The organism is Sphingomonas flavalba (assembly GCF_004796535.1).
In the GTDB taxonomy this organism is placed as follows: domain Bacteria; phylum Pseudomonadota; class Alphaproteobacteria; order Sphingomonadales; family Sphingomonadaceae; genus Sphingomonas_L; species Sphingomonas_L flavalba.
Genome location: NZ_SPHY01000004.1, coordinates 107,795 through 121,108, shown reverse-complemented (window position 1 = coordinate 121,108; position 13,314 = coordinate 107,795). Strand labels below are relative to the sequence as shown.

The 13,314-nt window shown below is 64.5% G+C and carries 12 protein-coding genes; 6 read left to right on the top strand and 6 right to left on the bottom strand.

Translation table 11 applies throughout. From position 1 onward, the window contains the following. Positions 1–43: 43 nt before the first annotated feature. A complete protein-coding gene (locus E4A53_RS05975; RefSeq protein WP_136162186.1) occupies positions 44–610 on the bottom strand; it encodes a carboxymuconolactone decarboxylase family protein in 567 nt (188 codons plus the stop codon). A 190-nt stretch (positions 611–800) separates the two neighbouring features. Here E4A53_RS05975 and E4A53_RS05970 point away from each other — a divergent pair, with 190 nt between their 5' ends. Next, the gene (locus tag E4A53_RS05970) at positions 801–2,906 is read left to right on the top strand and encodes a PQQ-dependent dehydrogenase, methanol/ethanol family (protein WP_136162185.1); all 2,106 of its coding nucleotides are present in this window, start codon (positions 801–803) and stop codon (positions 2,904–2,906) included. Between the two features lie 29 nt (positions 2,907–2,935). Here E4A53_RS05970 and E4A53_RS05965 read toward each other — a convergent pair whose 3' ends face one another. Continuing rightward, the gene (locus E4A53_RS05965; protein ID WP_136162184.1) at positions 2,936–3,469 is read right to left on the bottom strand and encodes a VOC family protein; all 534 of its coding nucleotides are present in this window, start codon (positions 3,467–3,469) and stop codon (positions 2,936–2,938) included. A 156-nt stretch (positions 3,470–3,625) separates the two neighbouring features. On the opposite strand from E4A53_RS05965, the gene E4A53_RS05960 reads away from it, so the two are divergent. After that, the gene (locus E4A53_RS05960; RefSeq protein WP_136162183.1) at positions 3,626–4,984 is read left to right on the top strand and encodes an aromatic ring-hydroxylating oxygenase subunit alpha; all 1,359 of its coding nucleotides are present in this window, start codon (positions 3,626–3,628) and stop codon (positions 4,982–4,984) included. Then, positions 4,981–6,327: an aromatic ring-hydroxylating oxygenase subunit alpha gene (locus tag E4A53_RS05955; RefSeq protein WP_136162182.1), complete on the top strand. Its 1,347-nt coding sequence runs from the start codon at positions 4,981–4,983 to the stop codon at positions 6,325–6,327. Before E4A53_RS05960 ends, E4A53_RS05955 begins: the two co-directional genes overlap by 4 nt. Positions 6,328–6,396: 69 nt before the next feature. Here E4A53_RS05955 and E4A53_RS05950 read toward each other — a convergent pair whose 3' ends face one another. Continuing rightward, complete coding sequence (locus E4A53_RS05950) at positions 6,397–7,155, bottom strand: SDR family oxidoreductase (RefSeq protein WP_136162181.1); 759 nt, start codon at positions 7,153–7,155, stop codon at positions 6,397–6,399. 317 nt (positions 7,156–7,472) lie between these two features. On the opposite strand from E4A53_RS05950, the gene E4A53_RS05945 reads away from it, so the two are divergent. After that, a complete protein-coding gene (locus E4A53_RS05945; RefSeq protein WP_136162180.1) occupies positions 7,473–7,787 on the top strand; it encodes a Rieske (2Fe-2S) protein in 315 nt (104 codons plus the stop codon). 4 nt (positions 7,788–7,791) lie between these two features. Here E4A53_RS05945 and E4A53_RS05940 read toward each other — a convergent pair whose 3' ends face one another. Together E4A53_RS05940 and E4A53_RS05935 are read right to left on the bottom strand one after the other, a co-directional pair. Beyond that, entirely contained in the window at positions 7,792–8,457 is a 666-nt protein-coding gene (locus E4A53_RS05940; protein ID WP_136162179.1) for a TetR/AcrR family transcriptional regulator, read from the bottom strand. Between the two features lie 109 nt (positions 8,458–8,566). Beyond that, the gene (locus tag E4A53_RS05935; RefSeq protein ID WP_239018152.1) at positions 8,567–10,159 is read right to left on the bottom strand and encodes a class I adenylate-forming enzyme family protein; all 1,593 of its coding nucleotides are present in this window, start codon (positions 10,157–10,159) and stop codon (positions 8,567–8,569) included. Positions 10,160–10,391: 232 nt separating this feature from the next. Here E4A53_RS05935 and E4A53_RS05930 point away from each other — a divergent pair, with 232 nt between their 5' ends. After that, complete coding sequence (locus tag E4A53_RS05930) at positions 10,392–11,195, top strand: SDR family oxidoreductase (protein ID WP_136162177.1); 804 nt, start codon at positions 10,392–10,394, stop codon at positions 11,193–11,195. Here the strand turns inward: E4A53_RS05930 and E4A53_RS05925 are convergent. Further along, complete coding sequence (locus E4A53_RS05925) at positions 11,192–11,986, bottom strand: sugar phosphate isomerase/epimerase family protein (RefSeq protein ID WP_136162280.1); 795 nt, start codon at positions 11,984–11,986, stop codon at positions 11,192–11,194. The genes E4A53_RS05930 and E4A53_RS05925 overlap by 4 nt on opposite strands. Before the next feature lie 81 nt (positions 11,987–12,067). On the opposite strand from E4A53_RS05925, the gene E4A53_RS05920 reads away from it, so the two are divergent. After that, on the top strand, positions 12,068–13,288 hold the full coding sequence (locus E4A53_RS05920; RefSeq protein WP_136162176.1) for an aromatic ring-hydroxylating oxygenase subunit alpha: 1,221 nt from the start codon (positions 12,068–12,070) through the stop codon (positions 13,286–13,288). Positions 13,289–13,314: the final 26 nt, after the last annotated feature.

The following is a 13,314-nucleotide window of genomic DNA, read 5'->3' as shown; positions in this document are numbered from 1 at the left end:
CCGCGTCGGCGGCGGGGGGCGCGCGGGCCCTCCGCCGTCGCATTCACGCCGCCGGCTGCACCATGTCGGCCATGCACACCGTGTCGAGGCCAAGGACATGGGTGAAGCGGCCCATGGCCATCCAGCAGCCGATCGCCAGCGTCAACTCGACGATTTCGGCGTCGCTGTAGGCATCGTGCATCCGCCGCCAGAACCGGTCCTCGCCGGGCAGGTCGCGCGGGGCATCGGCCATGCGCTCCGCATATTCGATCGCCAGCTTCTCCTGCTCGCTGAACAGCGGCGACTGGCGCCAGTCGGCGACGTCGGCATAGAATGCCTCGTCGGGCCGCGCGCCGCCGCGCGCGACCAGCGATTGGGTCGGGTCGCCGCCGATCGACTCGAGATAGGCGTCAAGATGGTCGCCCGCCCGAAAATCCTGGCAGACGAGGCAGCCGTTGATCTGCGCCGTGCGATACCGCGCCGCTTCCGCCACCCGCAGCGGCAGGCGCAGCGACTGATAGACCGCTTGCACATAGGCGCCCGCCGCCGGCCCGATATCAGGCGCAAGGCGGGCCAGCGCATAACCAAGAGGGTCGGCGCCCTTCTCCACGGGAATCGAAATATTGGCCATTGTTCGCCTCCTCATGATCGTCCAGACTATAGGATAGCGATGAAGCATTAAAAGTATACGGAAAATAATCGTAATGTATATCTAGGTACAGATACCTATATTTATAGGTATATCTACTAGTATTAATCTTGTCATTGACATCGAATATGGAAAATATCGCGCCGATGCGACGCAACCGGGACAATCGATAATGGCCTCAGCCGCACAGCGCGCTCTGGCGGCGTGCGTCATTCTGGCGCTTGCCGGCTGCAACCGCTCCGCCCCCGCTGATAACACGGCGGCGGTCGCCGGTCCGCAGGGCTGGCTTGCCCAGCTGGACGACGGCAGCGACGGGCGCGACTGGCCCGGCTTCGGCCGCACTTACGGGGAGCAGCATTACAGTCCGCTCGACGAGGTGAATCCCGAAACCGTGTCGCGGCTCGGGCTTGTCTGGTCGCTCGACCTGCCGCCGGGCAATCCCGCGACGGGGCCGATCGCGGTCGATGGGATCCTTTACTTCGCTTCGGGCTACAGCGTCGCCCACGCGGTCGACGCCGCCACCGGCAGGCTGCTGTGGACATATGACCCGAAGGCGCCGGAGGCATCGGGGCACAAGCTGCGTCAGGGCTGGGGCAGCCGGGGCATCGCCTACTGGAACGGCAAGGTCTACATCGCCACCCAGGACGGCCGGCTGATTGCGCTCAACGCGAAGACCGGCAAGCCGGTGTGGACCGCGATGACGATGGGCAAGGACGACCAGCGCTTCATCAGCGGCCCGCCGCGTGTGTTCGACGGCATGGTGGTGATCGGCAATGGCGGCGCCGACGAAGCGGCGATCCGCGGCTACGCCACCGCCTATGACGCCGAGACCGGCGAGCAGAAATGGCGCTTCTTCACCGTGCCCGGCAACCCGGCCGACGGGTTCGAGACCGATGCGATGAAGATGTCCGCCAAAACCTGGTCCGGTGAGTGGTGGAAACATGGCGGCGGCGGCACCGTCTGGAACGCGATCACCTACGACAAGGACAGCGACACGCTCTACCTCGGCACCGGCAACGGCTCGCCGTGGAACCACAAGATTCGCAGCGCGGGGAAGGGCGACAACCTGTTCCTCTGCTCCATTCTCGCCCTCGACGCGAAAACCGGGGCGTACAAATGGCACTATCAGATCAACCCGGGCGAAAGCTGGGATTTCAACGCCGCGATGGACATGCAACTGGCCGACCTGACGATCGGCGGCAAGCAGCGCAAGGTGCTGATGACCGCGCCCAAGAACGGCTTCTTCTACGTGCTCGATCGCCTGACCGGGGAGCTGATCTCGGCCGAGCCGTTCGTCACCACCACCTGGGCGAAGCGGATCGATCTCAAGACCGGGCGCCCCGTCGAGGAACCGAACATCCGCTACGAGGATGGCCCGGCGACGTTCCGGCCCACGCCGGTCGGCGCGCATAGCTGGACGCCGATGGCCTACAGCCCGAAGACCGGCCTGGTCTATATCCCGGCGATCGACCTGGAGGCGACGTTCGACGATGCCGGCATCACCGCGGCCAACTGGCGGCGGACGCCCGGCATGGCGCTCGACTATGGCGTGCGGGTCGACATCCGGCCGCCGGCCGGTGCCAAGACGCTCAGCTACCTGGTCGCATGGGATCCGGTCACCCAGAAAGCCGCCTGGCGCCTGCCGACACCGGGGCATTTCAACGGCGGCGTCCTCGCCACCGGCGGCAACCTCGTTTTTCAGGGCCACCCGGATTCAAGCTTCACCGCCTATGACGGCACGTCCGGCAAGCCGCTGTGGAATTTCGATGCGAGGGCCCCGGTGGTCGCCCCGCCGATCAGCTACAGGGTCGGCGACCGCCAATATGTCACGGTCATCGCCGGCATGGGGACCAGCGCCGGCCTGTTCGGGCCGCTACTCGCCCAGTTCGGCATCGATTACCGCACGCAGAGCCGCCGGGTGCTGACCTTCGCGCTGGACGGCAAGGCGGTGCTGCCGGCCAAGACGCCTTATGTGGCGAAGGCGGCGCCCGATCCCGGCTTCCGGGCGGATGCGGCGGCGGCCGGGGCAGGCGAGGGGATCTTCAACATCCGCTGTGCGGTCTGCCATGGCGGCGGGGCGATTGCGGGCGGCACGGCGCCGGATCTGCGAACCTCCCTCGCGGTCATGTCGCCGGACATTTTCACCGGCATCGTGCGCGACGGCACGCTGGTTCCCGCCGGCATGCCGCGCTTCGAGGAGTTGACGGACAAGGAGCTCGCCGCCGTCCGCCAGTATCTGCGCACCCGCGCCGACGCCCTGCGCCGCGAACGGCCCTGACCTGACCGGGCGTCGGCGGCTCCGGGAATTCAGATCCGGCGCACCGGCTCCCTGCCGTCCCAGGCGTTGGCCGTCGCCTTGATGCCGTCGAACAGGTCGCGCATCGCCTGGGTCATCTCGATCAGCTCGACCATCGTGCCGGGGAACAGCACGTCGGTATCGAGATAGGCGAAGCGGGAGATCGGCAGGACACCTTCGGCCGCGACGCCGATGCCGGCGGCCCGCGCCGCCGCCATCTGCGCGTCGTAATCGGTGGCGACGGTGCCCAGATGGTGGACGCCCCGCCGCCCGGCGTCGAGGAACTCGCGATAGGTCGACGGGGCGGAGCCCGGCTGGATCAGCTCGATCATCGTCTCGCCGCTATAGGACAGCGCCGCCGCCGCCAGCAGGTCATAGTCGGCCGGCACCCGCTCGCCGCGCACCTCCAGCCATTCTGCCTGCAACGGCAGCGGGAACAGGAAGAACGGCCCCACCCCCATCGTCTTGACCATGTGGTCGATCGCGGCGTCGACGTCCTCGACAACATAGGCGATCTGGAAAACGGGTCCGAACAGGTGGCTCATGCTGCGCGTCCTCTCTCTCGGCCCGGCCGTTCCGGGTCCCTTCCGCCGCCGGATGTGAAGCGGCTTGCAAAACAGTCATGACTGTTTTTATTATGAGGGAGGCCACGTCAAGATGGACTCGCCGCCGGCGTCGGCGGCTCGAGAGGAGAGCGCAGCATGGCATTCGATTTTCGCTTGTGGGACATTCACGTTGGTGCGCCGCATCCGTTCAATGATCGCGCGCCGGTCATCGACAACGGCGCGACGCGGCCGTCGCCGGATCGGTACTACGACCCCGCTTTCGCCGCGCAGGAGTGGGAAAAGATATTCGCCCGCAGCTGGCTGATCGCCTGCCCGCTGTCCGACGTGCGCGAGCCCGGCGACTATGCGCGTTTCGACATCGGCATCGAAAGCTTCATCGTCGTCCATGGCGAGGATGGCGTCATCCGCGCCCACTACAACGTCTGCCCGCACCGCGGCAGCCAGCTTGTCATGGGCGATACCGGCTGCGCGTCCCAATTCACCTGCCCGTTCCACAGTTGGCAATTCGGGCTGGATGGCGAGAATATCCACGTTACCGACCGGGAAACCTTCCGGCCGGAGGTGTTGTGTCATGACGTCAACCTTACATCGGTGCGTTGCGAAGTCGCCGCCGGGCTGGTGTTCATCTCGATGGATCCGCACATTGAGCCGTTGAGGCAGTGGCTGGCGCCGATTCTGCCGCAGCTTGAGTTGTATGACATCGACAAGATGAACGTCATCCAGCATCGCAAGTCGGATTGGGGCGCCAACTGGAAAGGCGGCGTCGACGCTTTCGCGGAAATATACCATCTCCACGCCGTTCATCCGCAGACCCAGTGCCTGATGGACGATCGCACGCAGATCGACCTGTATCCGAACGGCTTCAGCCGTCAGTTTGTGCCCTTTGCCCAGCCAAGCCCGCGCTATGTCGATCAGGAAGGCGTCAATCCCGGGATCGCGATGATGCTGCGCGATGCCGGCATCGATCCTGCCACTTACAACGGCACCGCGCAGCAGACGCGCGAAGCGGTGCAGCAGGCGAAGCGCGCCCGCGCGGCGAAATTCGGGCTGGACTACGACAAGTTCAGCGACACTCAGTTGAGCGATTCGACGATCTACGGCGTGTTCCCGAACGCGCAGATTGGCTGCCATCCGGAGGCGGTGTTCCTCCACCGCTTCCTGCCGCACCCGACCGATCCGAACCGCTTCACCTACGATACCTGCATCCTCTACCGTCATGTCGACGCGCCCGGTTATGCGCCGCCGGCCTGGATGGGGTTGAGCGAGGAGATCGACGTGACCGGCGAGACCCGGCCGGATATCGTTCACACCGGTCTTGGCGAGCCGCCGGGGCTGGGCGAGGTGCTCGACCAGGATTCGGACCTGCTGCCGATCGTCCAGGCGGGGGCCCGGTCGCGCGGCTTCCGCGGCCCGCTCTGGGGTGAGCAGGAGGCGCGGCTGCGCCACTTCCATGCTGAGCTTGATCGTCGCATGGCGATGGGAGACGACGCATGAACTACGATCCGCGCGGCTGGGCCGTTCATGAGGGGTCGACCCATCCGTTCGACGCGCCGGCGCCGCATGTCGACAACGGCACCGAACGTCCCGATCCCCGGCGCTATACCGCGGCCGACGTGGCTGCGGCCGAATGGGAAAAGCTGTTCACCAGGACCTGGCTGCTCGCCGGCCCGGTCAGCGACGTGCGCGAGGCGGGTGACTGGATGCGCTTCGATATCGGCGTGGAAAGCTTCATCGTCGTCCGCAAGGAAGACGGCGGGCTGGCCGCCCATTACAACGTCTGCTCGCATCGCGGCAGCCAGCTCGTTCGTGACGATTTCGGATCGCAGGGGCGGTTCACCTGCCCGTTCCACAGCTGGCAGTTCGATCTCGACGGCACGAACATCCATGTCACCGATGCCGAGACCTTCAGACCGGAGGTGCTGTGTCACGGCACGGATCTGACCCCGGTCCGCGTCGACGAAGCGGCCGGGCTGGTGTTCATCTCGATGAGCGACGACGTGCCACCGCTCGCCGACTATCTCGGCGAGGTCCTGCCGATGCTGGAAACCTACCAGATCGACAAGATGAATGTCGTCCAGCACCGCCGCTCCGAATGGGCGGCCAACTGGAAAGGCGGCATCGACGCGTCCTACGAGAGCTATCATCTCCATGCGATCCATCCGCAGACGATGGGGATGCTCGACGACCGCACCCATATCGATCTCTACCCGAACGGCATGAGCCGGCAGTTCGTGCCGTTCGGCCAGCCGAACTCGCATTTCCCGGACCAGGAGGGGATCAACCCCGGTATCGCGGCCATGCTGGGCGACGCCGGGGTCGATCCGGCCACCTTCCAGGGCACCGCGCGGGAAAGCCGGGCGGCGATCGCGATGGCGAAGCGCGACCGCGCCGCCCGGCTCGGGCTGGACTATGAGCGGTTCAGCGATGCGCAGTTGACCGATTCTACTATTTTCGGGATCTTTCCGAACGCGCAGATCGGCTGCCATCCGGAGGCGGTGTTCCTGCATCGCTTCAAGCCGCACCCGACCGATCCGAACCGCTTCACCTACGAAACCAACATCCTCTACCGGCATGTCGACGTGCCCGGCTACGGGGCGCCGCTGTGGATGGGGCTGGCGTCCGATGTCGACCTGACCGGTGAGACCCGGCCCGAGGTCGTTCATACCGGTCTCGGCGAACCGCCGGGGATGGGTGAGGTGCTGGATCAGGACGCGGAGCTGCTGCCGGTGGTTCAGGCTGGCGCGCGCTCGCGCGGCTTCAAGGGGCCGCTCTGGGGTGAGCAGGAGGCGCGGCTGCGCCACTTCCACACCCATCTCGACAAATGGCTCGCCGCCTGACGACGGCTTATTGCCGCGCGACGACGGGGATGGCCGGCCAGCGGGCCGGCCATTCGCGTTTCCGGCTGTTCAGAACGGGCGGATCGTCACCGCATTGTCGATGACCAGCTCGGCGCCATTGACGAAGCGCGATTCGTCGGACGCCAGGAACAGCACCATCGCTGCCACATCCTCCGGCGCCCCGCTCTGCCCGGGCGGCAGCACGCCGGCGGGCACCGGCTTTTCCTGACCCGGCCGGCCTTCCGCCTGCTGCACCATCGGCGTCTCGATCGATCCGGGGTGAACGGAATTGCAGCGGATCTTGTAACCCTTTTGCTGGCACATCACCGCGATCGACTTGGTCATCGACCGCACCGCGCCCTTGGCGGCGGAATAGGCGAAGAAGATCGGATAGCCGAGCAGCGCGCCGGTCGACGACATGTTGATGATCGATCCGCCGTCGTTGCGGTTCATCAGCGGGATCGCATGTTTGCAACCCAGGAACACGCCGTCGTTCATGACCGCGTTGACCCAGCGATATTGCTCCAGCGTCGTCTCCTCGACGTCGGCGTTCAGCACCACCCCGGCGTTGTTCACCAATATGTCGAGTCGCCCGAATCGGGCGGCGATCGCGTTCATGGTCGCGATCCATCCGTCCTCGGACGCGACGTCGAGCGTCATCGCCACCGCGCCGTTGCCGATCCTGTCGGCGACGCGCTGGGCGGTCTCCAGCTTGATGTCGGTGACCACCACCGTTGCGCCCTCGCCGGCCAGCGCAGCGCAGTCCGCCGCCCCCAGCCCGGACCCGCCGCCGGTGACCAGCGCCACCTTGCCTTGCACCCGCCCCATGTCGTTCTCCTCCTTGCCTGCCACACAGCGCCTGCCACACAGCGCCTGCCAACCCGCGCCCGCCATCCCACGCCGGCCATCCAACGCCAGGCACTCTGCGCCTGCCATCCTGCGCCAGCCACTCTGAGCCTGCTACCTTGCGCCTGCTACCTTGCGCCCCCATCCTGCCGGATCGTGGCCGCTCTGCCGATCATACGCATAAAAATAGACATTCTCGATTGTTTTTTTTGTTCAGCTTACTAGTCATTGGCTTTTACGGCACAGGAGATTTGGGTGATAACCCACCAGGAAACACCGCGCCGGAGCGCCACCTTTCAATGACCCGCCATCGCGTCGCCGCGCTCGACGAAATCCCTGAAACCGGCAACAAGGCATTCGACGTCGACGGCCAGACGGTGCTGGTATCGCGTTCCGCCGCCGGCGTCTTCGCCACCGAGATCATCTGCACCCACGCCTACCAGTCGCTCGAAGGCGGCAAGGTCAAGGGCGCCTATCTGTTCTGCCCGGTCCATGGCGTCCGCTTCTGCCTCCGCGACGGCACGCCCGCCGGCAATCTGACCAAGAAGCCGATCAAGGTCTATGCGACCGAGATTGTCGATGGCCAGATCTTCGTCGATCTGCCGGACGGCTGACGCGTCATCCTGTGGTGGCGTTCACGATTTCGTCGTGCATCCGGGTCAGTTGCGCTTCCAGCACCTCCAGCACGGGCTCGACCATGGCGTCGTCGACTTCGTTGGTCAGCCGGCTGAGCGCCAGTCCCTCGATCGTTACCTTGGAGAGGGTCAGCGCGGCGAACAACGCTTTCTCATGGCCGCGCCACTCGGAATAGACTTCCGCGGCTTCACGGTACCACTGCTCGCGGTGCGCCCGGTTGAGCGGTTCCAGGATCGCGGCAAGCTCCGGGTCGGTTCGCGCGGCCAGCGCCAGTTCGTGCAGCGCGATGAAATTGGGGGAGCAGGCGCGGTTCCAGTAGTTGCGCATGATACCGCCGACCGTCGCCTCCGCGACCTCCTTGCTCCTTTGCAGCCCGCGCAACCGGCGATCGTACAGTTCGACCGCGACCGCTTCTATCAGCGCCATGCGGGTCTTGAAATGATGCAGCATGGATCCACGCGACATGCCCGCTTCCATCGCCGCGACGCTGGTGTTGGTCCGCGCGTAGCCCAGTTTGACAAGGCACTGGATCGTTGCGTTGATCAGCCGCGTCCGCGTCGCTTCGCTCTTCTGATGCTGGTGCGTACCTTCCCGCGACCGCGGTTGGCGACGGACGGCGCTCTTGGCGCGCGCCTGGAGGTTCCTCATGGCAGACCTTCGGCTTCATGTGCGGACACCTTGCCTCTCGAGCGCGGCGCCTGGCCTACATAGACCGCTGGTCCTGTTTGTGCATCCCGACGATGCGCCTTCATTTGGCTTATGCGGAAGCCTTGGTCTCCAATTCGTCTATCAAGCTCTGGCGAAGCCGAAACTTCTGGATTTTCGACGTCGACATTGGCCACTCCGTGACGACCCGGACATGGCGTGGAATCTTGAAGCTCGCGAGCTTGCCCTTGCAAAAGCCAATCAGTTCCGCCTCGGTCGGGCTTTCGCCTTCCACCAACTCCACGAAAGCGGCCGGGATTTCGACATAGCGGTTATCTGGCAGGCCGACGATCTGAGCGAGGCGAACGGCCGGGTGGCTTTGCAATATTGCTTCGATCTCTGCCGCAGCGACATTCTCGCCACCCACCTTCAGCATGTCCTTGGTGCGGCCATGAAACATGACTTGGCCATCTTCGTCGATGGACCCGATGTCGCCGGTGTGGAACCAACCATCGCGGATAACCTCGGCGGTTTTATCGGGCGCATTGTAATAGCCGCGCAGCATGTTGGGTCCGCGCAACACGATTTCGCCGCGGGTACCTGCGGGGCAATCAGTCCCGGTCTCGATATCGACGATGCGAATCTCCCATTCATCGAGCGCAACACCGCAACGGCCCGTGCGCTGCTCGTAACTGTCGTCGATTCGGCTGGTGGAAACGGTGCCTGCTGCCTCGGTCAGCCCATAGGTGCCCACTTGAGTCGTATGAGGCATCGCTTTGCCCACGGCTTCCTTGATCCATGCCGGCTGCACGGCGAAATTGGAGTTCATCAGACGAAGGCTGCTCAAGTCGGTTTCCTTGAACGTCGGATGGGTGATCAAGTCCTGCATGATGGTGACGAAACTGGGGTAGGCGATCGTCGCTTTCTCGCGCCCCAACATTTCCAGCGCGATCCCGGCTTCGAAGCGCGGGATTGTCATGTAGGCGCCGCCGGCGTCGAGGATCATCGTCATTGGCAGGATGCCGGCAATGTGGAAGATCGGCAGGGGGGACCACACTTTATCTCGCGACGACACACGATAGCGCACGCCAAGGTTGCGACTGTTGCCGACCTGAGCACGGTGGCTGATCAAGGCCCCCTTCGGATTGGCGGTCGTGCCCGACGTATAAAGGATCATGGCTGTATCGAGCGGATCGACCGCGTCGATACGTGCATCGACTGCTTCGTCCGAGATCGTGCGGCCTAGCGCGAGGGCAGCGTTTGCATTGAACAAATAGGGCGGCGCCGGTGGGTCGAGGCAGATAATGCTTTTCAGCAATGGTGCTTCGTCGAGAGCGAGCGCCTCCGGGTCATTTGCACGTTCGAGTGAAGGGAGAGCGGCAGTCAGTCGCTTACCGAAATCCAGGCTATCGGCAACGTGCCCGGTTGTGATGAGCAGAACCAGATCGGCATCCTGGATAAGGAAGCTTAGTTCACCGGCCTGGTAACGCGCATTGACGGGCACAGCGACGGCGCCGGCCATCATGATACCGAACAATATTGAAATGAAGTCTGGGCGGGTCGTCAACAGAATGCCGACGTTTTGGCCCGGCTGCACACCTTTTGCGATAAGCGCCTTGGCCCAGTTTCGGGCCGACTGATTAAGCTGCTGATAGCTGAGGCGGCTGTCGGGAAAAATCAACGCCTCGGCACTTGGTTGCTGCATCGCTGACGCCCTCAGCATGGCTCCCATAGTGTATATCGGCGTGCTCACCCTTGTCTCTCCCATACCGCGGCACCTGTGCTTTGTGCTTAAACGCGAGAACACGCCATCGGTCAGGCCGTCCGGCCATTCCGACGCACGCGTTAAAAACAATCGTACATGTTTTTTTATTTGGCTCAAGCGGCGGTGAAGGTAAGGAGGACGAATAGAAGGTCATAGTGCCAGGGAGAAAGGCATGGGTGCGCTGGACGGGAAGGTTGCGATCGTTATCGGTGCCGCTGGCGAAGGCAATATGGGCCAGACGATCGCCCGTCGATTCGCGGCGGAAGGCGCGACGCTGGTAGTCGCCGGTCGCGATCGGCAGGCGCTTGATGTGCTCGCGGGCGAATTGAATGGTGCTGCGGTGGCCTGCGACATCACCGATGAAGGCGATCTGGCCAGTCTGGCGCAAGTCGCGGTCGACCGCTTCGGTGGGATCGACATCGCGGTGAACGCGACCGGCTGGGGTTTGCTCAAACCCTTTCTCGACACGACGAAAGCGGAGATCGAGAGGATTACGGCCCTGCAGTTCACCGGCGCGATATTATTCTACCAGGCGATGCTGCGGGCAATGCGGGACGGTGGTGTGCTGATCCAGATCTCGTCGGCGACGGCGACGATCATGCTTGAGGATCATGCGGCCTATATGGGGACCAAGGCCGGAGCCGATCATGTCATACGCTGCATCGCCAACGAGTTCGGGCGACGGGGCATTCGCGCCAATTCGATCGCGCCGGGATTTACCATTACCCCGATGACGGCGAAGGCAGCGCGCAACCCGGCGATCATAGAAGCGTTCACGAAGGAGTATCCTCTCGGGCGGGTCGGCACGAGCGAGGATATCGCCGATGCCGCGGTGTGGCTGGCGTCCGATGGTTGCTTCGTCAGCGGGCAGGTGATCCAGGTGAATGGCGGCCTTACCCTGCGGCGCAATCCCACCAACGCCGAAATCGGCGCGGCGGTGAAGGCGGCGCGGCTGGCAGCCGAAGGCGGCAGCTAGGGCGATCGTGCGAGGCAGGCGCGCATCGCGTCAACGGCGCGACGGGCGCGGTCGAGCGCGCTGATCCCTGCCTTGCGCGCCGCGGTCTGGGGGACTTCCGCCTCGATGACGGCCTGAGGGGAGATCGGGCGGAGGATGTCGGCGAGGGGAAATTCACCGGTGCCCGGAAGCAGGCGTTCGCGCACGGCTTCGACCCAACCTTCCTGGTGGGTTATCAGGGGTCCATCGCAGAGCTGAACGTAGGTTATCAGGTCGGCGGCGTCGGCGACGCAGGCGACGTCCGCGCCGTTGCGCATCAGGTGGAGGGCGTCGAGCGCCACCGATCCGCAGCCGGCCTCGCGGATTATTTCGACTGCGGAACGAATATCCTTGACCGCCGAGAAGGCGTTGAATTCAAGCCCGCCGACGATGCCGTAGCGATCGGCGAAGGCGCAGAAGGCGGCGACCCGGCGGGCGGCGGCGGCGCGATCCTCACAATCGTGGATGTGGATCGTCGCACGGGTGGCGCCGAGCGCCGCGCCCATCTCCAGCCCGGCGGCGAAACGATCGAGATCGCCGTCGCGGTCGAGCGGAAATACTTCGAGATTGCAGACGCCGACCCCGGCCGCGGCGAGCGCGTCGGCGAGCGCCGGCACGTCCGCGGGGGCGACGCACGGGAACTTGCCGACCAGCTGTTCCGGCAGGTGCGTGAACAAGGTGACGTGCGCGCAGCCGACCGTGCCGGCGATCTCCGCCAGGGCGCGATGGGGCACGTCGATGACGGTCAGATGGTGCAGCGAGAGCGGGGGCATCGGCCGTCCTCTCAATAAAAAGTCAATCGTGATTGTTTTTATGTGCGGCTGTGATAGGAGGTTGTCAATCAGGAGCGGAAGATGAAGCTGAACGAGCAAGCCATCGATCTTGTCCATGAAAGGATGGAGTACGAACGCAGCCGCAAGGCGCCGCCGCCGGACTTCCCGGCTTTGCCGGACATTCCCGGCTCACGCTACGTCGACAAGCTGTTCCTGGCGCTTGAGCGGGAACGGATGTGGAAGCGGGCGTGGCTGTTCGCCGGCCATACCGACCAGCTTCCGAATCCGGGAAGCTGGTTCGTCACCCGCAATACCGGGTCACCCATCCTGGTCGTCCGTGACCTGAAGGGCGAGGTTCGCGCCTATTACAACACTTGCCGCCATCGCGGCGCGCCGCTGGTGACCGAGGAGTCCGGCGAAGCGCGCGGGTTCGTCTGCGGCTATCACGGCTGGAGCTACACGCTGGAAGGCGCGCTGACCGCGGTGCGCGACAAGCGCGATTTCGTCGGTCTCGATTTTTCCTGCCGTTCGCTGGTCGCGGTGCGCTGCGAGCGGTTGGGCAACCTGATCTTCATCAACGAGGACCCGGAGGCATTGCCGCTGCGCGAGCATATCGGGCCGATGGCCGACGAGCTGGAGCAGTACGAGCTGGACAAGCTGCGCTGGGTCGATTCGCGTAGCTACGAGGTCGAGTGCAACGTCAAGGTTCTGATCGACGCGTTTCTGGAAGTCTATCACATCAAGTCGATCCACCAGAACACGGTGGACCGCTTCCTCGACCATCGCGGCATGGTCGTGACCTTGTGGCCGAACGGGCATAGCCGGATGCTGACCCCGAACAGCCGGCCCGACTGGCGTGATCCGGGCACGATCAACATGCCCAAGATCCAGAGCATCACGTCGGTGCCGGCCAACAACAACGTCAGCTACCATATCTACCCCAACTTCGTGATGCCGGCGTCCGACAGCGGTATTCCGCTGCTGCAGTTCTGGCCGATAACGAAGACCCGGACCCGGGTGGTGTCGAGCTGGATCGCGCCGGATTACGACCCGGAAAACCCCGACCCGCTGTGGGAGACCCGCCTCGCCAACTGGGAGCGCATCCTTTACGAGGACCTGCAATACGCGCCGCAGATCCAGGAGTCGCTGCAGAGTCCCGGCTTCCAGGGGATGCCGCTCAACTACCAGGAGCGGCGCATCTACCACTGGCACGAGGAGCTGGACCGGCGGATCGGACTGAACCAGGTGCCGCCGGAACAGCGGGTGGCGCAGGTGCTGCACGATCAGGTGGTGCGCGCGTGACGCCACGGGTGGGCGCCGGCGCGGCG

What these genes read in the sequence shown, in the direction of transcription:
- E4A53_RS05975 (WP_136162186.1), bottom strand. Translation starts at nt 610, where the DNA reads ATGGCCAATATTTCGATTCCCGTGGAGAAGGGCGCCGACCCTCTTGGT.
- E4A53_RS05970 (WP_136162185.1), top strand. Translation starts at nt 801, where the DNA reads ATGGCCTCAGCCGCACAGCGCGCTCTGGCGGCGTGCGTCATTCTGGCG.
- E4A53_RS05965 (WP_136162184.1), bottom strand. Translation starts at nt 3,469, where the DNA reads ATGAGCCACCTGTTCGGACCCGTTTTCCAGATCGCCTATGTTGTCGAG.
- E4A53_RS05960 (WP_136162183.1), top strand. Translation starts at nt 3,626, where the DNA reads ATGGCATTCGATTTTCGCTTGTGGGACATTCACGTTGGTGCGCCGCAT.
- E4A53_RS05955 (WP_136162182.1), top strand. Translation starts at nt 4,981, where the DNA reads ATGAACTACGATCCGCGCGGCTGGGCCGTTCATGAGGGGTCGACCCAT.
- E4A53_RS05950 (WP_136162181.1), bottom strand. Translation starts at nt 7,155, where the DNA reads ATGGGGCGGGTGCAAGGCAAGGTGGCGCTGGTCACCGGCGGCGGGTCC.
- E4A53_RS05945 (WP_136162180.1), top strand. Translation starts at nt 7,473, where the DNA reads ATGACCCGCCATCGCGTCGCCGCGCTCGACGAAATCCCTGAAACCGGC.
- E4A53_RS05940 (WP_136162179.1), bottom strand. Translation starts at nt 8,457, where the DNA reads ATGAGGAACCTCCAGGCGCGCGCCAAGAGCGCCGTCCGTCGCCAACCG.
- E4A53_RS05935 (WP_239018152.1), bottom strand. Translation starts at nt 10,159, where the DNA reads ATGCAGCAACCAAGTGCCGAGGCGTTGATTTTTCCCGACAGCCGCCTC.
- E4A53_RS05930 (WP_136162177.1), top strand. Translation starts at nt 10,392, where the DNA reads ATGGGTGCGCTGGACGGGAAGGTTGCGATCGTTATCGGTGCCGCTGGC.
- E4A53_RS05925 (WP_136162280.1), bottom strand. Translation starts at nt 11,986, where the DNA reads ATGCCCCCGCTCTCGCTGCACCATCTGACCGTCATCGACGTGCCCCAT.
- E4A53_RS05920 (WP_136162176.1), top strand. Translation starts at nt 12,068, where the DNA reads ATGAAGCTGAACGAGCAAGCCATCGATCTTGTCCATGAAAGGATGGAG.